Origin of the sequence: Pseudarthrobacter sp. 1G09 (assembly GCF_050038305.1) — a bacterium.
GTDB lineage: Bacteria > Actinomycetota > Actinomycetes > Actinomycetales > Micrococcaceae > Arthrobacter > Arthrobacter equi.
Genome location: NZ_CP188306.1, coordinates 3,058,958 through 3,082,290 on the forward strand (window position 1 = coordinate 3,058,958; position 23,333 = coordinate 3,082,290).

A 23,333-nucleotide genomic window follows, 5' to 3' on the forward strand; every position below is an offset into this window, starting at 1 on the left:
CCGCGCTGTGACGGAGCAAACGTCCGACGGCGGCTGGGCGGCACAGCTGCCGGCGGTGCAGCGCCGAAGGTCAGCAGCGCCGGGGTTCAGTACCGCTGCGGCGCCTGCGGGTTTGCGGCAAGCTCGGCTTCCACCTCGGCATGGAACTTCTTCTCGACGATGAAGGAGAGGAACGGGACCACGCCGCCCAGGGCCAGCAGGATCAGCTTGAGGAACGGCCAGCGCATGAGGGACCAGAGCCGGAAGTTAGAAATCAGGTACACCACGTACATCCAGCCGTGGACGATCAGCACCGTGATGGACAGGTTGACGCCGTTGAGGACCCCCGGCGGCTCGGCGTCGGCAAAACCGAAGCCGAAGGGCTGGCCGGTGGTGGCGTTGGTGCCGCCGGCGAAGAGGTACTGCCCGAAGCCGTACCGTGCCACGAGCTCGGCACACAGGAGCAGCAGCATGGCGCCGGTCAGGTAGGCCAGCACCTTGTAGAACTTCAGGGCCGACCGGATCTGCGCCTCGGTGCCGCCGAACCGGCGCTTCCTGGGGGCGGCCTTCCCGGCCGTTTCGTTTCCGGTGGCCGGCTTCGGATCAATCATGGCTGTACCTTTTGCTCGGTGTGTTCAGGCTGCCGGGTGGTCCCTGGCTGCTGTTCTGGTTCATGCGGTTCGGCGTGGCTCTCGAGTGCATCCTCGAGGTCCCGGTGGTAATCGTCCTTGACCAGGCGCCACCAGATGAAGAATGCGAACCCGGCAAAGACCACCCATTCCAGGGAGTAGAAGAGGTTGAGCCAGTTAATCTGCTGCGCGGGCGGCTGCGGACCGATCTCCAGCGGCAGGAGGTTGCCCGGCACGGCGGCGGCGCTGACGTCCGCTCCCCCGGAAAGCTCGGCGGTGGCCGCCACGAAGCCCGGGTAGCTGCTGATTTCCCAGTCGTTGATGAGTTCCGCCACGGAGACCGCCGTGGCTTCGCCGGGGTTGGCGGCCTTACCGGCCACGGGCGCTTCGGAGGGCAGGAGCCGTCCGGTTACCTGCACGGGGCCCGACGGCGGCGCGGTCGCGTCAGCGGCGTCGGCCACCCATCCGCGGGCCACCGGGATCCAGGTCCGGGGTGATGCAGCGGCACCGGTCAGGGCGGGTGCGCCGTCCACAGAGAAAGCGGAGACAACCCAGTAGCCGGACTTCCCGTCGTGCAGGCGGCCGGGGACCAGGACCTGCTTGGCGGGATCATAGGTGCCGGTGGCACTGACCATCTGGTCGGCGTCGGACCCGTGGAAGAACTCGCCGGGCTGGAGGGTGTCAGTCAGCGGCTGGACCTTCTCGGTGTCCGGGTTCACCGGCATTTCCGGGCTGGTGGAGCGGCCGAACTGCCACTGGCTTAGCAGCACGAAGACCCCGGACACGGCAATCGCAAAGATGAATCCCGCAATCCATCGGGGCTTAAGGGCTGTTTTCCACACGTCTTAACCGTACTTCGTAGTTCTGTAGAACAACTAAACGCCAGAGCTGCGGGCACGCCCGCCGGCTCCGGTCAGTGGTCGAAGAACACCAGGCTGGAGTTGATGAGTTCGGCGATCACTTCTGCGTCGTAGGCCCGGCGCAGCGATTCGCGGAACGATTCCTTGGACAGCGAGCGCGCCAGCGTGGCCAGGACCTCGAGGTGGTCCGAGAAGGAACTGGCGGGGGTGGCGATGAGCAGGATCACGGTGGCCGGGCCGTCGGCGGCGCCGAAGTCCAGGGCATGGCCATACTTGGTGATGCCCACGGCGATGGAGGTACGGGCGACGAACTCGCTGCGCGCATGCGGCAGGCCGATGCCGCCCGGGAGTCCGGTGGCGAGCTGGTGTTCCCTGGCGTTGACATGCCGGAGGAACCCGTCGAGGTCGGACACCCGGCCGGCAGCGAACAACCGCTCGGACAGCTGCGTGGCGGCGTCGTCCTTGTCCGTGGCCTCCAGCTCCAGGATGACCATGTCCGGGGTGGTGAGTTCGGCGTCGTACGGGTCAAGCGGTTCCGCCAAGGCGTGTCCCTTCAGTCAGCAGCGCCGGCCATCCACCCCTTAGCGCAAGGGCACGATGTCTTCCACGCCCAGGCGGGCGGCGTCTGCGGATTCGTCATCCGGCTGTTCCTGGCTGAGCCGTTCGGCCTCAACCCGGGCAATGTAGTGCCGGACCTCATTTTCGCGCTGAGCGTCGCTCCAGCCGAGGACGTCACCCATCAGTTTAGCGACAACCGGAACAGCGGACACGCCGCGGTCCCAGGCCTCGATGGAAATGCGGGTCCGCCGGGTCAGGACATCGTGGACGTGCCGGGCGCCTTCGTGGGTGGCTGCGTAGACCGCTTCGGCCTGCAGATAGTCGTCCGCTCCCGGCAAAGGCTCGGCCAGTTCCGGATTCTCTGCGATGAGGGCCAGGACTTCCGGGGTCATGGAGCCGTAGCGGTTCAGCAGGTGCTCGATGCGGGCCACGTGCACGCCCGTTTCCTCGGCGGTCCGGTTACGGCGGTTCCAGGCTGCCCGGAAACCGCTGGCCCCCAGCAGCGGGATGGTCTCGGTGCAGCTCGGCGGCACCCGTTCGTCCATGGTGCGGGTGGCCTCGTCCACGGCGTCCTTGGCCATCACGCGGTAGGTGGTCCATTTGCCGCCGGCCACCACCACCAGCCCCGGCACGGGGTGGGCCACGACGTGCTCGCGGGAGAGCTTCGCTGTGGAGTCGTTCTCTCCGGCCAGCAGGGGCCGGAGTCCCGCGTAGACGCCTTCGACGTCTTCCCGGGTCAGCGGCCGCTTGAGGACCTTGTTGACGTGCTCGAGGATGTAGTCGATGTCCTTGCTGGTTGCTGCAGGGTGGGCCTTGTCCAGGTGCCAGTCCGTGTCCGTGGTGCCGATGATCCAGTGCCTGCCCCAGGGGATGACGAACAGCACGGATTTCTCCGTGCGCAGGATCAGCCCGACGGTGGATTGGAAGCGGTCCCTCGGCACCACCAGGTGGATGCCCTTGGACGCCCGGACCTTCAGTTGCCCGCGGTCCGTGACCATGGCCTGGGTTTCGTCGGTCCAGACACCCGTGGCGTTGATGACCTGCTTGGCACGGACGTTGAACCGGGAGCCGTCCTCGCGGTTTTCCACCTTGGCGCCCACCACCCGCTCGCCTTCGCGGAGGAAGTCCACCACCGCCATCTGGTTGACGGCATGGGCCCCGTAGTGGGCGGCAGTGCGGACCAGGTTGGCAACGTACTTGGCGTCATCCACCTGCCCGTCGTAATAGCGGATGGACCCCACGAACGCGTCGTTCTTCAGGCTCGGCGCAGCCCGCAGGGTGCCGCGCCTGGACAGATGCTTGTGGAAGGGCACGCCGCGGCTGTGGCCGCTGGAAACGGACATGGCGTCGTAGAGGGCGATGCCCGCGCCCACATAGGGCCGTTCCACGAAGGGCTTGGTCAGCGGGTAGAGGAAGGGAACGGGCCTGGCCAGGTGGGGCGCCAGTTCGGAGAGCAGCAGCCCGCGTTCCTGCAGCGCCTCCTTGACCAGGGCGAAGTCCAGCATCTCCAGGTAGCGGAGGCCGCCGTGGATGAGCTTGGATGACCGGGAGGACGTTCCTGCCGCCCAGTCGCTGGCCTCGACGATGCCCACGCTCAGGCCGCGGGTGACGGCGTCCAGCGCCGCTCCGGTTCCCACGATCCCGCCGCCAACAATCAGGATGTCCAGCTCCTGGCCGGGTTCCGTCGTGGCGCGCAGCCGCTGGATGGATGCTTCCCTGGCTTCCGGGCCCAGGGCCCCGCCGCCTGCAGGATCAGTCTTCATTGAACGCCTCCAGTGCCTCAAGTGCCGGTAGTAGAACCACCCTACTTGCTTGGGGCACGCTTGGGCAGGGCGCCCTTTTGGACGCCCTGCCGGAATGCGTGGGTGTCAGTTTCCTTCGTAGGGGGAAACCACGACGTCAACCCGCTGGAATTCCTTCAGGTCCGAGTAGCCGGTGGTCGCCATGGAGCGGCGCAGCGCACCGATGAGGTTTGACGTTCCGTTGGTGTGGTGGCCGGGCCCGAAGAGGACTTCCTCCATGGGCCCGACGGTTCCCACGTTGGCCCGGTCCCCGCGCGGGAGTTCCAGGTGGTGGGCTTCCTGGCCCCAGTGCCAGCCCTTGCCCGGCGCTTCTTCGGCGCGGGCCAGGGCACTGCCCAGCATGACGGCGTCGGCGCCCATGGCGATGGCCTTGACGATATCGCCGGAGGTGCCCATGCCGCCGTCGGCAATGACATGGACGTACCGGCCGCCGGACTCGTCCATGTAGTCGCGGCGGGCGGCGGCGACGTCGGAAATCGCCGATGCCATGGGCGCGTGGATCCCCAGCGCGCGGCGCGTGGTGGTGGTGGCCCCGCCGCCGAAGCCGACCAGGACACCAGCGGCACCGGTGCGCATGAGGTGTAGGGCCGGCGTGTAGCCGGCGGCCCCGCCGACGATCACGGGTACGTCGAGCTCGTAAATGAACTGCTTGAGGTTCAGCGGTTCGTGGTCCTTGGAGACGTGCTCGGCGGACACGGTGGTGCCGCGGATAACGAAGATGTCGACGCCGGCGGCCAGGACGGTCTTGTAGTGCTCCTGGGTGCGCTGCGGCGTAAGGGCGCCGGCGACGGTGACGCCGGCTTCACGGATTTCGGCCAGGCGGGACGTGATGAGTTCGGGCTGGATGGGGGCCTTGTAGAGCTCCTGCATCCGGCCGGTGACGGCGGGGCTGTTGGTCTCGTCCTCCAGGGCACTGATTTCATCCAGGACTGCCTGCGGGTCCTCGTACCGGGTCCAGAGGCCCTCGAGGTCGAGGACGCCCAGTCCGCCGAGGCGCCCAAGCGCAATGGCAGTCTTGGGAGACATGGCTGAATCCATGGGGGCGGCGATGACGGGCATGCTGAACTGGTAGGCGTCGATCTGCCACGAGACCGAGACGTCCTTGGGGTCACGGGTGCGACGGTTGGGGACAACAGCTATGTCATCCAGGGAGTAGGCACGACGCCCACGCTTGCCACGGCCAATCTCGATCTCGTAAGTCACTGCTCTAGGTTATCCCAGCAGGTTCGGTGGCTTCGCCTGGCCGGGGCCCGGCGCGGACAAGCAGGGGTCCGGATGGGCAGGGCTGCCCATGGCGGCGGCGTGGACCAAGCACGTAGCCTAGGGCCGGGGGTTCGGTGAACGCTCCCGTGCCCAGCTTCCGAGGAGAACCACCATGGCCCCTGGCCTCTATGGCGCCGACATCGAACAATTGCGGTCCTTGTCCAAATCCATGGACCGTTCCGGATCACGCCTGATGGATACCGAACGCCAGATCACCAGCCTGGTATCGGCCATCGACTGGAAGGGAAACGACGGGGGCCGCTTCCGCCGTGAATGGAGCGACACGTGGCGCCCCATGATGAAACAGACGTCGCAGTCCCTCCTTGACGCCTCCAAGACTCTCCTCACCCAGGCCGATGAGCAGGAGAACGCCAGCACCGGCGGATCGTCCGGTGGTCCCACCACGTCGGGACCGGGCAGTACTGCCCCGGACACTGCCGGGACGAACCCTCTGGACAGTGTGCTCGGCGTGGCCGCGAGCCCTGGCTGGTGGGGCGCCAACGCCGCCGTGACCGGCGCGGGGCTGTACACGGACAACTTGCTTGCCACCATGGCCAAGGGCGGGCTCCTAACAAAGCTCACCAACTGGCCCTGGCTCAGCGCGCAATACGCCCAGGTGCCGGGGGTCGGCTATGTGCGCGGAACACAGCTCCTCAACGGGACATCCATGCTGGGCCGGCTTTCCGGTGGCCTCGGCATCGTCACCGGCGGACTCCAGTTTGCAGAGGGCCTGGAGAGCGGCAATACGGGAATGGCGATCGATGGAGGCGTCTCCGCGGTCCTGGCGGCCGGAAGCTTTATCCCGGGCGCAGGACCCTTCTTCGCCGTGGCCGGGATCGCGTGGGGCGGCATGGGCCTGCTGGCCTCGAACCTCGGCTACGGTTCGGCCTCGGAGATGGTGGCAGATGCCGCCAAGAAGACTGCGGATGCCGTGGCTGACGGTGCAAAGAAAACCATTGATGCCGTAGCCGACGGCGCCAAGAAGGTGTGGGGCTGGCTCACCTGAGGGCAGGCTTCCCTAGAATAAGACCCGAGACCTGTCGATCCTAAGGCTGTTGTGACTATCCAAGAAGACGCACCCCTGCCCATTACCGAACACGAACTCATCGCACTGGTTGCCCTGGCCGGAACGCCGGGCGCACTGAAGTGCCAGAGTCTCTTCAGGCTTGACCACGCTGCCGGGGCGCCGCTCGAACAGGCGGGTGTAGCTACCCTCCTGGAACGCGGACTCATGACCGTTGAAGGGGAAAGCCTCGTGCCGGCAGGCCCCGCCGCAAGCGTGGCAGGGGTCCTTGCGGACTCCGACGCCTGGCTGGAAGTTGCCCTGGTGACCCCGAAAGCCGAACACGTCTACTTTCTGTTCGGCTCGAACGGCGGCGCACTGGTCCTCAGCCTCAGCAAGTTCGGTGTCCACGAACTGCGACCGCTGACCGGCTCTGAGGGCATGTTCACCACCGCCGTCGAGATGGTCACGTTCTACCTTGGGACGGCACCGGACGGACGACCGGCGGCCGGCACGGTCCGCAGGCACCTCGCGGACGGCAGCTTCCACTCCGTCCATATCAAGACTGAGCCCGATGGTTCCCTGGAGATCGTCACCGGTGATGACGCCAAGCCTGCCCCTGCGCCGCTGCAACCGGAGGACCTTGAGAACCAGCTCCGCCGGGGACTGGGCCTGCTCCCGGCATGACACATCACATTCCTTTCCCCGCCGGCGCGCCCGCGCATTCGCTCGACCACTGGCTCTCGCCTGAACTGGCCCGCGTCAGCCCGCCGAACGCACCGTCCCGGCTGCGGCAGTTGGCAGATGCCCAAGGCACCATCGCTGCCGGTTGGAGCAGCGCGATCGCGGGTGGACCCGTGCTGGCCCTTGCGGGCGCATTCTTTTCAGCCATGTACGGACATCCGGCCCCGGTACTGGTGTTGCTCCCGTTGGGAGCGGCACTGACGCTGCTCGGCGCGTGGTCCTGGAAACGGGTGCGCAGCTCACTTCCGGATACCGGCAGGCTCCTCATCAGCCGTGGCCCGGGATCGGCCCGCGGCGGCATCGCCATGGTGTCGGTCCTGGGAGTTGCCCTCGCGGGGATCCAGGCTCTGTACCTGCCCTCCGCCGCGGCCAAGGGTGACGGCACGGCCATCACCCTTGTGGGCGCCTTCGTGCTGCTCCTGGCCCTCCTGGTCGCGTGCATCGTGGTCCCCTCCACGGTCATGGGCCGTGCCCGGCAGTCATTTAGGCTGCGGGTTCAGTCCAACCCCGGGCTTCGGAGGGCGGTGGAAGAAGATCTGGCCGTTTGGCGGGATCCCCACGGCAACGCCGGCTACGGTCCGCTGTGAGCCGGTAGCGGGAACACCGCGATGCGCAATCGCTGGGTCTTCGACGGGCACATTGCCGGGATCGGTACCTCATCTGGCCTCCGTGCTGTGGTGGGCATGTGGCAGCATTCCCCCTTCGGCGCCTTTGCGGACGTCATGGTCCAGCAACCCTCAGGCCACAGGCTGCTGTTGGCACCCACGGAAGCCATTGCGGAGTTCATCTTCGCCACCTACCGGTTTGACGATGTGCAGGTGGTTGACGTCCGCGCAGTCCTGGCGGACCGGATCCTGTCGGTCGACGCCGGCCCGCTGGCTATACGGGCGGTGACCGGGCGCAGGACGTTGCTGGGTTCAGCGCTGAGAATGCTTCCGCACCGGCTCGCCGTGCATCCACGTTGGCTGGCCACCGTCAACCCCCTCGCATCGTTGGTGGCTGCGGGTGCGCAGACATTCGGTACGGCCGGCAGCGGCAGGCTGGAGTACTACGGTGTGAGCGACCTCCACCATGTCAGGTCCGCCGTCGTCAGCTGGGATGGGGCCGACGCCGGTGCGCTGGCTCCGGTGGTGCCTCCGGTGACCTTCGGGTTCAGCAGCGTGCCGCCCCGCCCCAGCCTCGCCCGTGTGCGTACCACCGTGTTGGAAGCACACGATCCAGTCCGGCGCTGACTTAGGGCTGGCCGGCTTCATCCACGGTGAGCTGCGATTCGAACATCCGGAAGTAGCGGCCACGGAGGGCCACCAGTTCCTTGTGTGTTCCCTGCTCCACCACTTGTCCGTCCTCCAGCATGTAGACAACGTCCGCCTTCTCGATGGTGGCGAGCCGGTGGCTGATGGCGATGATGGTGCTGCTGCGGTCCGCGAAAAGCCTGGTAAAGATCCGGTGCTCGGCAAGGGCATCGATGGCTGATGTGGGTTCGTCCATCACCATGAAGGCTGCGTCGCGGTAGAAGTTGCGGGCCATGGCCAGCCGCTGCCATTGGCCTCCGGACAGGCCGCTCCCCTTGCGGCCACGCGGGTCCTCCATCCAGTTGCTGACATGGTTCTCCAGGCCATTGGGGAGCTTGTTGATGAAGTCCAGCGCCTCCGCGTCGGCCGCCGAGCGGCGGATCCTGGCCTCGTCCCGGGGGCTTTGGACATCCCCGAAGTAGATGTTCTCGGCGGCGGTGGCGAACTCGTACTTGAGGAACTCCTGGCTGAGCACCGCCAGGTGCCGGTGCCATGAGGTGACGTCCACCGCGGCGAGGTCGACGCCGTCGAGCATCACCTGCCCGGAATCCGGACGGTAGAGGCCCGCGAGGATGCGGATCAGCGTCGACTTGCCGGCGCCGTTCTCCCCTACGATGGCGATGTGCTGGCCCTCCCGTATGGTCATGCTGATGCCGCGGATCACCTCTACGTCGCTGCCCGTGTAGGTGAAGCGGATGTCCCGGAGTTCCACTTCGCGCGGAGCGGCCGGCAGCGGCGGGGCGTGCCCGGAGTGGACGGGCAGGTCCATGAACAGTTCGTAATCCTTCAGGTTGGCGAGGTCCTCGTCGATGGAGCTGAGCGAGGAGACGAGGTTGTTCGCCGTGGACAGGGCCCGGCTGACGATCTGCTGGACGTAGAGGAACTGGCCCACAGGCTGGGCGTGCGCAATGATCTGGCCCACCACCCAGATCAGCGAAACCACCTCCGCACCGTACTGGAGGGCGTCGGCGGCCAGCTGGCGGGGAATATAGCGCCGCTGGTAATCGAGCCGGCGCCGTTCATCCGCGTCGCGCAGGCGGGACCTCAGGCCCATCAGGAAGCCGACCACGCCGTAGAGCCGCATCTCGGCGATGTGCTGGGGACGGAGCAGGTTGGTTTCGATCATCCGCCGCTGCCGCCGGGAATCCACCTGGGTGTTCCAGTGCGCTATCTGTTCACGGGACAGCTTGAACTGCAGGTAAACGCTGGGGATGATGGCCACCAGGACGATCACCGCTATCCACCAGCTCACCAGCAGCAGGGCCCCCACCGCCAGGATGACGGAGACCAGCTGTGTGAAGATCGCCGCGATGCGGTCCAGGACCCGTGCGTAGGAATCCGAGAAGCGCTTGGCCCGGTCGTAAAGATCGACCGTTTCCTTGTCGTCGTAGCGCCAGAACTCCAGCGCCAGGAACCGCTCATACATCTGGTCGCCGACGATGGCTCCCACCTTGAAGCTCATGAGCTGCTGGATGTAGCGGTCCACACTGGTGAAGGCTCCCCAGAAAAGGCCGAGCACTGCGGTGATGACAACGTAGACGATGGCCCGTTGTCCCGCCCCGGCGTCGCCCGCGTACGCGGCCGCCAGGGCTGTGGTGGTGAGGGCCGCGAAGTAGGTGGTGACGAGCGGAAGGACGGCGGAGATGAGTGAGCCGAGCACCTTCATGATCACGGCCCCCGGGGACGCCCGGAAGCTTACCCTCAGGACCTGGGCCACCGCGCGGGCATAGGGCCGCAGGGCAAGCCTGCGTGCGGGCTCGCGTTTGGGGCTCAGTTCGGGCGGATGGCTCGGTTGGGACATGCCATCAGCCTATTACCGCAGGCAGCACGGATTTCGCAGCAAAAAAGATGGGATGGGCAAGCAGCCCATCCCATCTTCATCGCAAGCGTTAGCTTCAGCGTGAACCGTAGTTCGGCGCCTCGACCGTCATCTGGATGTCGTGCGGGTGCGATTCCTTGAGGCCGGCCGGGGTGATCCGGACGAACTTGCCGCGGGCCTTGAGTTCGGGAATGGTCGGCGCACCAGTGTAGAACATGGTCTGGCGCAGGCCGCCGACCAGCTGGTAGGCCACGGAAGACAGCGGGCCGCGGTAGGCCACGCGTCCCTCGATGCCCTCGGGGATCAGCTTGTCATCACCGGATACGTCGGCCTGGAAGTAGCGGTCCTTGGAGTAGGACGTGTTCTTGCCCCTGGACTGCATGGCGCCCAGGGAGCCCATGCCCCGGTAGGACTTGTACTGCTTGCCGTTGACGAAGATCAGGTCGCCCGGAGATTCGTCACAGCCGGCCAGGAGGGATCCGAGCATGACGGTGTCAGCACCGGCCACCAAAGCCTTTCCGATGTCGCCGGAGTATTGCAGGCCGCCGTCGGCAATCAGCGGAACGCCGGCGGGAATCGCGGCCTTGGCGGATTCGTAGATGGCGGTGATCTGCGGAACGCCGACGCCGGCCACCACGCGGGTGGTGCAGATGGAGCCGGGCCCGACGCCAACCTTGATGCCGTCAGCACCTGCGTCAATCAGCGCCTGCGCGCCTTCCCGGGTGGCTGCCTGGCCGCCGATAACGTCCACGTGGGCGGCTACGGGGTCCGATTTGAGCCGCCGGATCATGTCCAGGACACCCTGCGAGTGGCCGTTGGCCGTGTCCACGAACAGGGCGTCAACGCCGGCGTCGATCAGCGTCATGGCACGCTCCCAGCCGTCCCCGAAGAAGCCGATGGCTGCGCCGACGCGGAGGCGGCCTTCGTCATCCTTCGTGGCCAGGGGGTACTGCTCGGCCTTGGTGAAGTCCTTGGTGGTGATCAGGCCCTTGAGCCGGCCCTGCTCGTCAACCAGGGGCAGCTTCTCGATCTTGTTGGTGGCCAGTTTGTGCGAAGCTTCTTCGCGGCTGATCCCCACGTGCCCGGTGATCAGGGGCATCTTGGTCATGACGTCGCTGACGAGGCGCAGCGGGAAGTCGGACTCCGGCACGAAGCGGGTGTCGCGGTTGGTGACGATGCCCAGCAGGCGCATGCCCTCGTCCACCACGGGCAGGCCGGAAACACGGTACTGGGAGCAGATCTCATCCAGCTCCGCAAGGGTGGCCTGCGGTCCGATGGTCAGCGGGTTGGTGATCATTCCTGACTCGCTGCGCTTCACCCGGTCCACCTGGTCCGCCTGGTCCTGGATCGACAGATTGCGGTGGATGACGCCCAGGCCGCCCTGGCGTGCCATGGCGATGGCCATCCGTGATTCGGTGACGGTGTCCATGGCCGCGGACAGCAGCGGCGTGTGAACCGAAATCCGCTTGGAGATCCGGGAGGAAGTGTCGGCGTCCGACGGGATGACGTCCGTGTGCCCGGGCAGGAGCAGGACGTCGTCGTAGGTCAGGCCGATGAGGCCAAAGGGGTTGTGTTCGGGCTCGGTCATGAGTGCGCCTCTTACCTTGGTTGCTGGGGCGGGCAGGGGTTGCAGCCGATGACCAGCCCGTCATTACGGAACTGGCCTGTGCAGGACGTACTCCGGAATCGCCGTTTGCGTCGGCCGGCCATCCGGAGCAGAAAGTGTTGAGTAAATATTAGAACCTTCGCGCCAATCCCCCTATTCCAGCCGGACGATGTGAGCAACCGCACTCCCCCAGCCCCCGGGCCTTGGCGTGCGGCCCGCCGGGGCAGGGCTCAGGTCCAGCCGGTGGCGGCGAGCAGCCGTTGCTCGAACATGGGAATCATGGATTCGGCGTAGGTCCTGCTCAGGTGGTTGTCGTCCTTGTACACGTAGACATTGCCCACCACCGCGGGGCAGACCCCGCGGGCGCAGATGAAGTCACTCATGTCCATCAGGTGCAGGCCGTCCACCTTGCCGCGGTAATTTTCCAGCGGCGAAGGCTCCACCAGGGACTCGGCAAGGGGCGGGTTGCATTCCGGTGCGTCGGCACCGTTGCGCTGGACGCACTCGGGCATGTTGAACGTGAACCGGGGGTTGTCGCGGATACCGAGGATTTGGATCCCTGCGTCAGCAATCGGGCGGATGCCGTCCAGGTAGCCGGGGACCTCCGTTTCGAACGGGGCTTCCTCGTGCGTCAGGGATGCCACGGTGAAGACGGCGTCGGGCCGGTGTTCCAGCACGTAGTCAGTGCTTGCCCTGTTGTAGGCGTTGCATTCGGCCGTCCTGGTGTCCGACTCGGCACCGAACCTGCACGCAGGCATCAGCAGGGTGACCAGTTCCCAGCCTTTGGCCGCGGCGATGGGAGCCAGCGCACCGAGGTACTGCTGCGAGTGGGAGTCGCCCAGGACGACGATGCGCTTGGTGCCGCCGCCTTCGGGGATCTCCTGGCGGCAGCCCTCGAGGATGGGATCGTCCGTGGCGTTGGACCCGACGCAGGGGGTCTGGATACCGGCCCAGTCATTGTCCAGGGCTGAGGGCCCCGGGATGATCCTCGCGGCGGGAGCAGGGTTCGCTTCGATCCCCGGCGTGAGCGCCGCGGCGCCGGGCGTCAGCTCCCTCGGCTGGGCCGCCGTCGCGGTTTCCTCCGCGGTGAGGAAGGTCTGCCAGACGGAAACGGGTCCGGCGAGGATGGCACCGCAGGCGGCGATGACGACGGCGGTGCGCCAGGCCCGCCGTTTGGGCCAGTGCCAGTCCCGCAGCGGTTTCTCCACGAACCGGGTGGTGAGGATGGCCAGCAGGACGGACGCACCCACAATGCCCAGCCCCTGGATAAGGTTCGGGGCTTCGACGCCGGTGGCTGCGAGCGCAAGAACCAGCACCGGCCAATGCCACAGGTACAGGGCGTACGAGTTGTCGCCCAGCGCCACGGCCGGCTTGCTGCTGAGCACGCGGTCCACGCCGTACCGGCTTCCGGTCTGTCCTGCCACGATGATCGCGGCGGCGGACAGGGTGGGCCACAGCGCCACGAAACCGGGGAAGGACCTGTCCACCGTCAGCAGGAGGCCGCACGACATCATTCCCACCAGGCCGGCCCAGCCCAGTACAACGCGCAGCGCCTTCCCGGGCTTGAGGTACGGCAGTGCGAGCGCCAGCAGGGAGCCCAGGGCGAACTCCCACAGCCTGGCCCTGGTGTCGAAGTAGGCGTAGGCCTGGTTGCCGGCCGTTTGTTCAACGGAGTAGGCCAGCGACACGGCGAACACGGCGCCGAAGCCGATTCCCAGGAGGCCACGGTAGGTCATCCCTGCGCAGGCCGGGAGGCGGCGCAGGGCAGCGAGGATGCCGGCGGCGGCCGCGAAGATGAGCGGCCAGAGGATGAAGACCTGGCCCTGGATGGACAGCGACCAGAAGTGTTGCAGCGGGCTGGCTCCGGCGTGGTCCTGGGCGTAGTAGTCCACGGCGGTGTCGGCGAGCAGCCAGTTTTGCCGGTACAGCAGGGAGGCCCAGGCCTGGTCCAGGATCTGCGGCCAGCGGCCCTGCGGCAGGATCAGCCACGTGCCGGCGAGCACGCCGAGGATCACCACGACGGCGGCGGGCAGCAGGCGCTTGAAGAGGTGAAGCCAGTGCCCCAGCAGACCGAAGGGGCGGCCCGTTTCGGCTTTCCGCACGAAGGACAGCGTGAGGAGGAAGGCAGAGATCAGCAGGAAGATGTCCACGCCGCCCGAGACCCTGCCCAGCCAGACGTGGTAGGCCACGACCATCAGGACAGCGAGGGCCCGCAGTCCCTGGACCTCGGGCCTGAAGGAGGCCGCCCGGGTCCTGGCCCCGGCCGCCGGCTGCACCTTATCGCTGCCTGTCATTTCCACCCCGTTGCTTCGAAGAAGCGCCTGCCAAACTCGTCCGCCATGCTCTCGGTGTATTCGGCCGTGAGGTGGTTGTCATCCAGGTACACAAAGATGTTCCCCACCACTCCCGGACATTCCTCTGCCGTACAGATACGGTCCGTGAGGTCCAGGATTGCCAGGCCCGGCAGGCTGTCCTTAAGGGCAGCCAGGGGATTCTCCGGCGCAAGGGAGTCCCGAACGGCCGGGCGGCAGGACTGGGCGTCCGGGCCGTCCGTCACGACACATTCAGCCATGTTGAACGTAAACCGGGGGTTGTCCCTGAGCGCCACCACGTCGATGCCCTTGTCGATCCATGGCCCCACCAGGTCCGCGAAGCCCGGCGTCAGCTCCTCTGCGGAACTGGAAGGCGCCGCAGCGGTGCCCAGCAGGATGATGGCGTCCGGCTGCTGCCGCTCGATCTCCCTCTGGACGGAAGCGTTGTAGGTCTCGCAGTCATCGCTGGCCGCCTTCCCGGCCGGCGCAACTTTGCAGGCGCCCTTCAGCATGGAGTACAGGAGCCAGTTGTTTTGTGCGGCGATGGGTTTGACGGCCCCGGACCACTGCTGCGCATGGCTGTCTCCCAGCACCAGGACGCGCCGCGCAGGATTACCGGATGGCTTCTGTTCAAAGCAGGTGTCCTTCACCGCCTGGTCCTGCGGAGTGATGTCGCCCGTGCAGGGTCCGTCGAGTGAGACCCAGTTCTGGGGCAGGTCGGTGGCAGTCGGCAACAGGGTGACGTCGCCGGCGGGCACGGTACCGGTGAACGCCGGATCCAGCGCCCGCGAGCCGGGATTGTTCGCCACTTTCTGCTCCTGGGCCACCCGGCGCTCTGTGTCCAGCTGGTTGCGCCACAGTGCCAGGGGCGCCGCTGCCACGGAGACAGCCAGCATGATGGCCAGGACGGCACGGCGCTTCCTGGCCTCGGGCCACTTCCATTCCCGCCACGGCTTTTCGATGAAGCGGGTGGTCAGATACGCGAGTGCGAGCGCCGAGACGATGATGACCGTGCCGGACAGCCAGCCCGCATGTTCCTTGCCGGTCCATGCCAGCGCGAGCACCAGCACCGGCCAGTGCCAGAGGTACAGCCCGTAGGAAATGTCTCCGAGCTTGACCAGGGGTTTGGAGCTGAGGATCCGGTCCACACCGGCCGGGCTTTGCGTCTGGCCGGCCACGATGACGAATGCTGCCGCTACGGTTGGCCACAGTGCCGCCACGCCCGGGAATGCTGCCTGGACGTTGAGCAGGATGCCGCAGGCGAGCATGGCGATGACACCCACCCAGCCCATAACGATGCGCACCGCACGGGAGAGCCGCAGCCCGGGAAGGACGAGGGCCACCAGCGTGCCCAATGCGAATTCCCAGAGCCGGGCGCCCGTGTCGAAGTACGCCTGGACCTGGTTGGTGGCCGTGAAATAGATCGAATACGCCAGCGAGACGAGGAACACGAGGAAGAACACGTAGACCAGCAGCGGCCGGTAGGAAAGCCTGAACCGGCGGGCCGCCCAGGCAGCTGCGAGGAAGATCAGCGGCCACAGGATGAACACCTGGCCCTGGATGGACAGCGACCAGAAGTGCTGCAGGGGGCTGGCAAGGCTGTGGTCATTCGCGTAGTAGTCCACGGCCTGCGCCTGCAGAAGCCGGTTCTCCGAGTAAAACAGCGAAGCCCAGCCCTGGTCGATGAGGTCCAGCCACCGGGTCCGCGGCAGGACCAGATAGGAGACTGCCAGGGTAGCGACAATGACGGTGACGGCGGCGGGAAGGAGCCTCCGGAAGAGGTGCAGCCAGTGCTTGCGCAGGGCGAAAGGCTCCCTGCGCTCATGGCGCCCAACGAACTGGAAGGTCATCAGGAACGCGGAGATCAGGAGGAAGACGTCCACGCCCCCTGACACCCTTCCGAACCACACGTGGTAGGTCACCACCATGAGGACAGCGAGGGATCGAAGGCCCTGGATTTCCGGGCGGTATGACGACTTTCGGGACGCCTGCCGGCGGTCAGCGGCAGGCGCCGTCGCTCCCTTGGTCCACAGTGTTGGCACAATCAAACCCTTCGGAGCGCGTAATCAACCGTCAAGTTTAGCGGAAGACGGCACTCCTGCCCGAATCTACCGCGTGTCGGTCCGGCAGCCTGCCGGCCAGATACCGCGCATCACGGACGCTTCCCGTCACCGTGGCGGACGCTGCGGCGTATTGGAAATTCCGGCCTAGGAAGTAGAGGCCTGGGGTGTCCAGCGCTTCCCCGCGGTACTGCCGCGGCGCTCCCCCGGCGCCCGCCAGGGCCGGGTCAACCCAGTCCAGGTCCTCCTGGTATCCCGTGCACCAGATGACGTTCGCGACGTCGGCCCGGGCTCCGTCTGCGAGGACCGGCAGTCCGTCCTCCACGCCGCTGACCCGGGGAACGAACTGGACGCCCGCGGCAGCGAGGTCGCTGCGCTTGGTCCTGATCAGTGGTGCCCCGTGAGCTGTGAACTCCGGCGCAACCTTCCGTCCCACCGGGGTGCCCAGGCTCAGGACGTGCAGGCCGGCGAACCGGACCAGGGGCAGGACGAAGCGGGCTGTTGTCCGGCCGTGCTTGAACGGCATTTCCTTGGGCGCGTTCGCGGCAACAAACGTTACGTGGGTGCGGGCAACCTCCTTGGCGATTTCGGCTCCGGAGTTGCCCAGTCCCACCACCAGGACGGGGCCGTCCTGGAGCTGTGCGGGGTTCTTGTAGGCGCCGGAGTGGAACTGCACGATTGAGTCCTTCAGTTCCGCAGCGAACGGCGGAACCTTGGGATTCCGTTCCGCGCCCGTGGCCAGGACCACGTTGCGGGCCTCCCAGCGCCCACCCTTCGCGGCGGCCACATAGTGGTCGCCTTCACGCCAGAGGCGCTCCACCCTGACTCCCGTCAGCACCGGAAGATCCATGCCGGCAGCGTAGCGTTCCAGGTAGTCGGCCATCTCGTCCTTGCCGGGAAAGGACAGGGGGTCCGCCGGGAAGGGAACTCCGGGAAGTCCGTTGTATTTTGCGGGGGTGAAGAGCCGCAGGGAATCCCAGCGCAGCCTCCAGCCGTCACCGATCCTCGGGTTGGCATCGAGAATCAGGAATTGCCGGCCCTGGCGGGACAGATGGTGGCCGATCGCCAGCCCTGCCTGCCCGCCGCCGATCACCAAAGTGTCCAGCGCTTCCGGAGCGCTGTTGGTACCTGCAGTACCGGTGGTGTTCTCGTTCATGCTCTGAGGCTATTCCCGGGCCCGCCCGGCGTGCGTCGGCAAAAATGTGTAAATCCGGGGGGCACTCCGCTGGGTATTTCTACCCAGGGCCATCAGCCGGCCAGTCCGTGTTCGAAAGCATAACGCGTGGCAGCTGCCCGCGACGTGAGGCCCAGCTTGAGGAAAATATTGCTGACGTGGCGTGCCACAGTCTTTTCACTGAGGAAGAGCCCGACGGCGATGGCACGGTTTCCCTGTCCGGACGCCACCAGCCGCAGGACGTGTTCCTCGCGCGGGGTGAGCGGGCCGGCACCTTTGCCTCGGCCACGCTGCATCAGTGAGGCCGCCCACGCAGCGGCGGGCGCTGCACCGAGCCCTGTCAGGGCCTCGTGGGCGGCAGTGAGCTCCATGTCGGCCGAAGTTTCGTCGTCCAGCCCCAGGCAGGCCTGCCCAATGAGCACCCTGCACCGGGCGGCCTCGTAGGGCACGCCGAGGTCGAACCAGAGACGCCATGCCCGCCGCAGTGCCGTGCAGGCCCCCAGGGGGTCCCCCTCTGCCAGCCGGACAGCGCCGTCGGCCTGGGCCGCGACGGCGCGCACCATGGGCGTAGCGGAGCCTGCAGCGAAGCGGCCCAGTTCATCGGCTCCCTGCCGTGCCGCCGCCACATCCGGAACTGCCAGTTCAATCTCCACCAGCGCCGGCAACAGGTGCCGGCGGATGACGGCGTCCGAGGTTCCGGCTGCCCTGCGGATCATCGACTGTGCCTGCTGGACGTCTCCGCGCTGGAGCAGCAGAAGGGCCAGGCCGGGTTGCGGCTCGTACCCGCTGTTGGCAGCGGTCCTGAAGGAGAGGCCGGCGGCGTCCAGCTGGCCGCGGAGCCGTTGCACCTCGCCCCGCTGGTAGTGGGCTCCGAAGAGCACCTCGGGGTCGTTGTCCGCAGCGCGTGCATCCGCCGTGGTGGCCGCGGCCAGCGCTTCTTCCCAGGCACCGTGCCAGCGGAACAGTTCTGCCCGGTGGGCCTGGCACTGGCCGCTGAATGCCGCCATGTCCGGCTGATCGGCACACCAGCGGTCAAGTGCTGCCGTCCATTCCAGTGCCCGGCCGAGGTCGAAAGCCAGCTGGCAGGATGCAATGACGGCGCAGTAGGCAATCCCCGACGGTATGGCCGAAACTTCACCGGCGGTCACCGCAACCATGACCTCGTCAAAGATCTGCAGGCCCTCCTCCACCCGGCCTTGCCCCACCGCTGCCTGGCCGGTACCGAGCAGGGCGAGCGCCATGAGGTCCCGGTCCTGGAAAGCCTGGCCGATGCCTGCGGCCCGGGCGAGCAGCTCAAGGGCTCCCCCGGGGTCACCCTGGTGCAGGCGTGCCAGGGACGTCGGGATCAGCATGAACCCCTCGACGGCGTCGGGCCGCGGGATCTCTGCCACCAGCCGCTGCCCCCGGGCCAGCCACCCGCCTGCGCGTTCTCCGTCGCCAAAGTGCATGAGGTGGATTGCCATCCAGCCCGCACAGCGGGCGGCCCCGGCAAGGTCCCCCACCACCAGGTATTCCTCGTGGGCCCGGGTCAGCGACGCAAACCCGGCAGCAGCGCTGCCGGTCAGGATTTCCGCGGTGGCAAGGCGTTCCAGGTCCGCCGCGGGAAGTCCACCCGATTGGTCTGCTTCCCGCAGGGTCTGGAAGGCATCGGTCCAGCGCTGCTCGCGGAAGGCCGCACGGCCGCGGTCCAGGCCGCCATCCAAACCACCGTCCAGTCCTGTTTCAGCCGACACCTGGCCTCCTTCCGGATACCCGCCGGGCCGGCCCGCCGCCGTCGTGCACTGGCCGCGGCGGTGCCTAAGCGTCACCGTACGCCGGGCACCCGCGCCAGACAAGCAGAAAGCCCATGGACGGGTCAGGGGTGCAGCAGTGCCCGAAGGGTCTGGATGGTGTCGGCCTCAGCGGCGGTCTTGTCCTCGCGGTAGCCCTTGACCCGCGCGAAGCGCAGGGCAATGCGGCCGGGGTACCGCGGCGACTGCTGCACGCCGTCGATGGCAATCTCGACGACGGTGACCGGCTCCACCCAGACGGTGCCTGCGGTGCGGCGCACCTCGATCTCCTGGAACCGTTCGGTCTGCCACTGCAACAGGGCGTCCGTGAGTCCTTTGAAGGTCTTGCCCACCATCACGTACCCACCGGGTTCGCCGAACTCGCCGTCGGGGTCGAGGGCACCGAGGTGCAGGTTGGACAGCATCCCGGTGCGGCGGCCCGAGCCCCACTCGCATGCGAGCACCACGAGGTCGTAGGTGAGCACGGGCTTGACCTTGATCCAGTTGGACCCGCGCCGCCCGGCGGCGTAAAGGGACCCCACCGACTTCAGCATGACGCCCTCATGCCCGGCCGAGAGCGCGTCGCGGGAGATCCGCCCGGCAACCTCCGGGTCCGCGGTGATCTCCCCCGGGATCCGGTGGGCCGGGGCAATGGATTCGAGCACCTTAATCCGCTCGGACAGGGGTTCATCGAGCAGGTCCCGGCCATCAATATGCAGCACGTCAAAGAACCAGGGATGCAGCACCGTGGTGCGTGCGGCATCGGCGCCGAACCGAGACATCGTCTCCTGGAACGGCCGCGGGGCGCCGTCCTCGCCCAGGGCGAGGGTCTCGCCGTCGAGGATCACATCGTGCACCGGAAACCCGCGCACCACCTCCACCACCTCGGGAAGCCGGTGGGTCACCTCGGCCAGCGTCCGCGTGAAAATGCGTACCTCCCCGCCGGAACGGTGCACCTGGATGCGGGCGCCGTCGAGCTTGTATTCCACGGACGCTTCGCCGGTGGTGTCCAGCGCGGCCGTGACGCTTGCGCCTGTCCCTGCCAGCATGGGCTGCACGGGCCGGCCCACCTTCAGGCCCACCGCGTCCAGCTCCGCCGCGGTGCCGGTCAGCGCGAGCCGGGCGGTCGAGCCGAGGTCGCCGGACAGCATCGCGGCCCTGCGGACGGACTCAACGGAGCGCTCAGCGGCGCGGGCCACTGCATCGGTCAGGACACCTTCCAGCGCTCCCGTTCGCAGTTCGCCGAGAAGCACGCCGCCGATGAAGGCCTGCTCCCGTTCGGTTGCCGCTGCGGTGAGCCCGCGGAGCGTGGCCGCGCGTTCGGCTGCCGAGCCCGCCCCGGCGAGGGCCTGGAGCCGGTCCAGCGCGGCGTCGAGGTTGGCGAGGGTGAGGCCGGGTTCCGCGGCAGGCTCCCCCATGGCCGCTGACATCCCGCGCCACCCGACGCCCACCCGCCCTTGGCGGGGTTTGGCGGTGAGGAGGCCGACGGCGGCAGGAATGTCCGCGGGGTCGAGGCGCTTCAGCAGCTGGGCCAGGGCGTCCACCTTCGCCAGCCTGGAGCGGGTGGACGCAACGGCGTCAGTGGTCCTCACAAGCTCGTCCAGCAGCATGGCAACAGTCTGCCACGCCGCCGGACCCTCGACAGGTGCGGGGGCCGGTTCCAGAATGGACGGATGGGCATCATCGTTGCGAACCTGTTCATCACCCTTGACGGCGTGTACCAGGCGCCTGGTGGCCGGGAGGAAGACCCCACGGACGGCTTCGCCTTCGGCGGCTGGCAGGCGCCGGTCTCCGACGATGAAACCGGGGCGGACATCGCCGCGGCCATCGACCGCATGGATGCCCTGCTCCTGGGCCGGAAGACCTACGACATCTTTGCCTCGTATTGGCCACACCAGTCAGATGAGATCGCCGGCGTGCTCAACCGGGTCCCGAAGTTCGTGGTGTCCGGGTCCCTCACCGATCCCGGATGGGAGGGCACCACGGTGCTCCCGGACGCTGCGGCTGCGGCACAGCTCCGCGGGCAGTATGGCGAAGTGCAGATGTTCGGCAGCGGCCACCTCATCCGGTCATTGTTGGCCGCCGACGTGCTGGACCGCCTCCACCTGTGGCTGTACCCGGTGGCACTCGGGCAGGGAAAGCGGTTGTTCGACGCCGGGACCGTCCCTTCCACATTCCGCCTCGCCGAGCCGGTCCGTTCCTTTCCCAAGGGTGCGGTGTCGCTGGTCTATGAACGTGCCGGCGACGTTGAAACCCGGGATATGGCCCCGTGACTTAACGCAAAAAACCGGCCCGGCGGATGCCGGACCGGTTTTTGTGCGGCTTTACCCGCGGGACAACAGCCTTAGTGGCTGTGGCCCGCGTGCTCGTCCTCGTCAGCGGGCTTCTCCGCTACCAGGGTCTCGGTGGTGAGAACCAGGGCAGCGATGGAGGCAGCGTTGCGGAGGGCAGCGCGGGTGACCTTGACGGGGTCGATGACACCGGCAGCGATCAGGTCCTCGTATTCGCCGGACTTGGCGTTGAAGCCGTGGTTGGCTTCAAGCTCGCCCACCTTGGCAACGATGACGTAGCCGTCGAAGCCGGCGTTCTGGGCGATCCAGCGCAGCGGCTGGGTCAGGGCGCGGCGGACGATGCCGACTGCCGCGGCAGCGTCACCTTCGAGTGCCTTGACTGCAGGGTCCTCGTCCAGTGCCTTAAGGGCGTGGATGAGTGCGGAACCGCCGCCTGAGACGATGCCTTCTTCGAGCGCCGCACGGGTGGAGGACACTGCGTCCTCGATGCGGTGCTTCTTTTCCTTCAGCTCAACTTCGGTGGCTGCGCCAACCTTGATGACGCCGATGCCGCCGGCCAGCTTGGCCAGGCGTTCCTGGAGCTTTTCCTTGTCCCAGTCGGAATCGGTGCGGGTCAGCTCAGCGCGGAGCTGGGCAACGCGGGCGGAGACGTCCTCTGCCGAACCGGCGCCGTCAACGATGGTGGTGTTGTCCTTGGTAACGGTGATGCGGCGGGCAGTGCCGAGCACCTCGAGGCCAACGGTGTCCAGGCTCAGGCCCAGCTCGGGGGAAACAACCTGCGCACCGGTGAGGGTGGCGATGTCCTGCAGCATGGCCTTGCGGCGGTCGCCAAAGCCGGGAGCCTTGACTGCCACAACGTTGAGGGTGCCGCGGATGCGGTTGACGATCAGCGTGGACAGGGCCTCGCCGTCGATGTCCTCGGCGATGATGAACAGGGGCTTGGAGCTCTGCAGCGCCTTCTCCAGCAACGGCAGGAATTCCTGCACGGAGGAGATCTTGCCCTGGTTGATCAGGATGAGGGCGTCCTCGAGGACTGCTTCCTGGCGCTCTGCGTCGGTGACGAAGTACGGGGACAGGTAGCCCTTGTCGAACTGCATGCCTTCGGTGAGGACCAGCTCGGTCTGCGTGGTGGAGGATTCCTCGATGGTGATCACACCATCCTTGCCCACCTTGCCGAATGCCTCGGCGAGCAGTTCGCCCACCTCGTCGCTCTGGGCGGAGATGGATGCCACGTTGGCAACCTGGGTGCCTTCGACCGGACGGGCGTTCTCGAGCAGGCGGGCAGCTACGGCCTCAACCGAAACTTCGATGCCGCGCTTGATCTGGCCGGGAGCGGCGCCGGCGGCCACGTTGCGGAGGCCTTCCTTGACCAGTGCCTGGGCCAGGACCGTTGCGGTGGTGGTGCCGTCACCGGCAACATCGTTGGTCTTGGTGGCAACTTCCTTGGCGAGCTGTGCGCCAAGGTTTTCGTAGGGGTCGTCCAGTTCGATTTCGCGGGCGATGGTGACGCCGTCGTTCGTGATGGTGGGCGCGCCCCACTTCTTGTCCAGGACGACGTTGCGGCCGCGGGGGCCGAGCGTCACCTTGACAGTGTTGGCGAGCTTGTCGATGCCGGCTTCAAGCGACCGGCGTGCAGCGTCGTTAAACGCAAGCTGCTTTGCCATGGTTGTGTCCTTTCAAGACAGAAACCCCGCGCAGCTGACCTGCATCAAGGCATGGCCAGCGGCGCGGGGATCCGGAAGATTTACTTTACGACGATCGCCAGGACGTCGCGGGCGGACAGCACGAGGTACTCGGTGCCACCGGTCTTGACTTCGGTTCCGCCGTACTTGGAGTAGATGACTACGTCGCCGACAGCTACGTCGACCGGGACGCGGTTGCCGTCTTCGAAGCGGCCGGGGCCAACAGCGACAACTTCGCCTTCCTGCGGCTTCTCCTGCGCGGAGTCCGGGATAACCAGGCCGGAAGCCGTGGTCTGCTCGGCTTCGAGCGGGCGGACAACAATACGATCCTCAAGAGGCTTAATAGAGACCGACACTCGGACCTCTCCTTTTCGTCAGCAAATTCGTGGACTTGAAAGCCGTTTGCCGTGGCTGGCAACCGTCGTCGCGGTGCCGGCAGCAGCCAGGCTGGCAGCTCTTCATGTGTTAGCACCCTCCTAGGGAGAGTGCT

At 67.0% G+C, this 23,333-nt stretch carries 19 protein-coding genes; 5 read left to right on the forward strand and 14 right to left on the reverse strand.

Annotation, left to right across the window (positions count from 1 at the left end; translation table 11 throughout):
* Nucleotides 1–86: 86 nt before the first annotated feature.
* The 5 genes from ACP3TD_RS14020 to ACP3TD_RS14040 all read right to left on the reverse strand — a co-directional run bounded on the left by ACP3TD_RS14020 (nt 87) and on the right by ACP3TD_RS14040 (nt 5,031).
* Entirely contained in the window at nt 87–590 is a 504-nt protein-coding gene (locus ACP3TD_RS14020; protein WP_091721776.1) for a DUF3817 domain-containing protein, read from the reverse strand.
* Nucleotides 587–1,450, reverse strand: coding sequence for an SURF1 family protein (locus ACP3TD_RS14025; protein WP_426763653.1), 864 nt, complete (start codon nt 1,448–1,450; stop codon nt 587–589). The genes ACP3TD_RS14020 and ACP3TD_RS14025 overlap by 4 nt, the downstream gene beginning before the upstream one ends.
* A 71-nt stretch (nt 1,451–1,521) precedes the next feature.
* Entirely contained in the window at nt 1,522–2,010 is a 489-nt protein-coding gene (locus tag ACP3TD_RS14030; protein ID WP_426763654.1) for a PTS sugar transporter subunit IIA, read from the reverse strand.
* Between the two features lie 39 nt (nt 2,011–2,049).
* Entirely contained in the window at nt 2,050–3,789 is a 1,740-nt protein-coding gene (locus ACP3TD_RS14035; protein WP_091721784.1) for a glycerol-3-phosphate dehydrogenase/oxidase, read from the reverse strand.
* 105 nt (nt 3,790–3,894) lie between these two features.
* The gene (locus ACP3TD_RS14040) at nt 3,895–5,031 is read right to left on the reverse strand and encodes a GuaB3 family IMP dehydrogenase-related protein (RefSeq protein WP_091721788.1); all 1,137 of its coding nucleotides are present in this window, start codon (nt 5,029–5,031) and stop codon (nt 3,895–3,897) included.
* 172 nt (nt 5,032–5,203) lie between these two features.
* Here ACP3TD_RS14040 and ACP3TD_RS14045 point away from each other — a divergent pair, with 172 nt between their 5' ends.
* The 4 genes from ACP3TD_RS14045 to ACP3TD_RS14060 are packed head-to-tail and all read left to right on the forward strand — an operon-like array spanning nt 5,204 to nt 8,070.
* Nucleotides 5,204–6,097 carry a WXG100 family type VII secretion target gene (locus ACP3TD_RS14045; RefSeq protein WP_426763656.1) on the forward strand — a complete coding sequence of 298 codons (894 nt, stop codon included), beginning with the start codon at nt 5,204–5,206 and terminating at the stop codon, nt 6,095–6,097.
* 51 nt (nt 6,098–6,148) lie between these two features.
* Entirely contained in the window at nt 6,149–6,781 is a 633-nt protein-coding gene (locus tag ACP3TD_RS14050; protein ID WP_426763657.1) for a hypothetical protein, read from the forward strand.
* Entirely contained in the window at nt 6,778–7,425 is a 648-nt protein-coding gene (locus ACP3TD_RS14055) for a hypothetical protein (RefSeq protein WP_426763659.1), read from the forward strand. Before ACP3TD_RS14050 ends, ACP3TD_RS14055 begins: the two co-directional genes overlap by 4 nt.
* 21 nt (nt 7,426–7,446) lie before the next feature.
* Entirely contained in the window at nt 7,447–8,070 is a 624-nt protein-coding gene (locus ACP3TD_RS14060) for a hypothetical protein (RefSeq protein WP_426763660.1), read from the forward strand.
* A 1-nt stretch (nt 8,071) separates the two neighbouring features.
* Here the strand turns inward: ACP3TD_RS14060 and ACP3TD_RS14065 are convergent, their stop codons facing one another.
* The 7 genes from ACP3TD_RS14065 to ACP3TD_RS14095 form a co-directional block, all read right to left on the reverse strand.
* Entirely contained in the window at nt 8,072–9,931 is a 1,860-nt protein-coding gene (locus ACP3TD_RS14065; protein WP_426763662.1) for an ABC transporter ATP-binding protein, read from the reverse strand.
* 94 nt (nt 9,932–10,025) lie between these two features.
* On the reverse strand, nt 10,026–11,537 hold the full coding sequence (gene guaB / locus ACP3TD_RS14070; protein ID WP_091721801.1) for an IMP dehydrogenase: 1,512 nt from the start codon (nt 11,535–11,537) through the stop codon (nt 10,026–10,028).
* Nucleotides 11,538–11,785: 248 nt separating this feature from the next.
* Nucleotides 11,786–13,849: an acyltransferase family protein gene (locus tag ACP3TD_RS14075; RefSeq protein WP_426763664.1), complete on the reverse strand. Its 2,064-nt coding sequence runs from the start codon at nt 13,847–13,849 to the stop codon at nt 11,786–11,788.
* A complete protein-coding gene (locus ACP3TD_RS14080; protein WP_426763666.1) occupies nt 13,846–15,909 on the reverse strand; it encodes an acyltransferase family protein in 2,064 nt (687 codons plus the stop codon). Before ACP3TD_RS14080 ends, ACP3TD_RS14075 begins: the two co-directional genes overlap by 4 nt.
* Nucleotides 15,910–15,946: 37 nt before the next feature.
* The gene (locus ACP3TD_RS14085; protein ID WP_426763668.1) at nt 15,947–17,083 is read right to left on the reverse strand and encodes a flavin-containing monooxygenase; all 1,137 of its coding nucleotides are present in this window, start codon (nt 17,081–17,083) and stop codon (nt 15,947–15,949) included.
* 92 nt (nt 17,084–17,175) lie between these two features.
* Nucleotides 17,176–18,834 carry a LuxR C-terminal-related transcriptional regulator gene (locus ACP3TD_RS14090; protein ID WP_426763670.1) on the reverse strand — a complete coding sequence of 553 codons (1,659 nt, stop codon included), beginning with the start codon at nt 18,832–18,834 and terminating at the stop codon, nt 17,176–17,178.
* A 122-nt stretch (nt 18,835–18,956) separates the two neighbouring features.
* The gene (locus tag ACP3TD_RS14095; protein WP_426763672.1) at nt 18,957–20,480 is read right to left on the reverse strand and encodes an ATP-dependent DNA ligase; all 1,524 of its coding nucleotides are present in this window, start codon (nt 20,478–20,480) and stop codon (nt 18,957–18,959) included.
* A gap of 63 nt (nt 20,481–20,543) precedes the next feature.
* Here ACP3TD_RS14095 and ACP3TD_RS14100 point away from each other — a divergent pair, with 63 nt between their 5' ends.
* Nucleotides 20,544–21,143 carry a dihydrofolate reductase family protein gene (locus ACP3TD_RS14100; protein ID WP_426763674.1) on the forward strand — a complete coding sequence of 200 codons (600 nt, stop codon included), beginning with the start codon at nt 20,544–20,546 and terminating at the stop codon, nt 21,141–21,143.
* Between the two features lie 71 nt (nt 21,144–21,214).
* Here ACP3TD_RS14100 and groL read toward each other — a convergent pair whose 3' ends face one another.
* Both groL and groES read right to left on the reverse strand, forming a co-directional pair.
* A complete protein-coding gene (groL, locus tag ACP3TD_RS14105) occupies nt 21,215–22,825 on the reverse strand; it encodes a chaperonin GroEL (protein ID WP_426763676.1) in 1,611 nt (536 codons plus the stop codon).
* An 80-nt stretch (nt 22,826–22,905) separates the two neighbouring features.
* The gene (gene groES, locus ACP3TD_RS14110) at nt 22,906–23,199 is read right to left on the reverse strand and encodes a co-chaperone GroES (RefSeq protein WP_003805290.1); all 294 of its coding nucleotides are present in this window, start codon (nt 23,197–23,199) and stop codon (nt 22,906–22,908) included.
* Between the last annotated feature and the right edge of the window lie 134 nt (nt 23,200–23,333).

Bases quoted from the DNA above. Each gene is read 5' to 3' on its own strand.
- ACP3TD_RS14065 (WP_426763662.1), bottom strand. From the start codon at position 9,931: ATGTCCCAACCGAGCCATCCGCCCGAACTGAGCCCCAAACGCGAGCCC.
- ACP3TD_RS14055 (WP_426763659.1), top strand. From the start codon at position 6,778: ATGACACATCACATTCCTTTCCCCGCCGGCGCGCCCGCGCATTCGCTC.
- ACP3TD_RS14060 (WP_426763660.1), top strand. From the start codon at position 7,447: ATGCGCAATCGCTGGGTCTTCGACGGGCACATTGCCGGGATCGGTACC.
- ACP3TD_RS14100 (WP_426763674.1), top strand. From the start codon at position 20,544: ATGGGCATCATCGTTGCGAACCTGTTCATCACCCTTGACGGCGTGTAC.
- guaB (WP_091721801.1), bottom strand. From the start codon at position 11,537: ATGACCGAGCCCGAACACAACCCCTTTGGCCTCATCGGCCTGACCTAC.
- ACP3TD_RS14075 (WP_426763664.1), bottom strand. From the start codon at position 13,849: ATGACAGGCAGCGATAAGGTGCAGCCGGCGGCCGGGGCCAGGACCCGG.
- ACP3TD_RS14035 (WP_091721784.1), bottom strand. From the start codon at position 3,789: ATGAAGACTGATCCTGCAGGCGGCGGGGCCCTGGGCCCGGAAGCCAGG.
- ACP3TD_RS14095 (WP_426763672.1), bottom strand. From the start codon at position 20,480: ATGCTGCTGGACGAGCTTGTGAGGACCACTGACGCCGTTGCGTCCACC.
- ACP3TD_RS14085 (WP_426763668.1), bottom strand. From the start codon at position 17,083: ATGAACGAGAACACCACCGGTACTGCAGGTACCAACAGCGCTCCGGAA.
- ACP3TD_RS14020 (WP_091721776.1), bottom strand. From the start codon at position 590: ATGATTGATCCGAAGCCGGCCACCGGAAACGAAACGGCCGGGAAGGCC.
- ACP3TD_RS14045 (WP_426763656.1), top strand. From the start codon at position 5,204: ATGGCCCCTGGCCTCTATGGCGCCGACATCGAACAATTGCGGTCCTTG.
- groL (WP_426763676.1), bottom strand. From the start codon at position 22,825: ATGGCAAAGCAGCTTGCGTTTAACGACGCTGCACGCCGGTCGCTTGAA.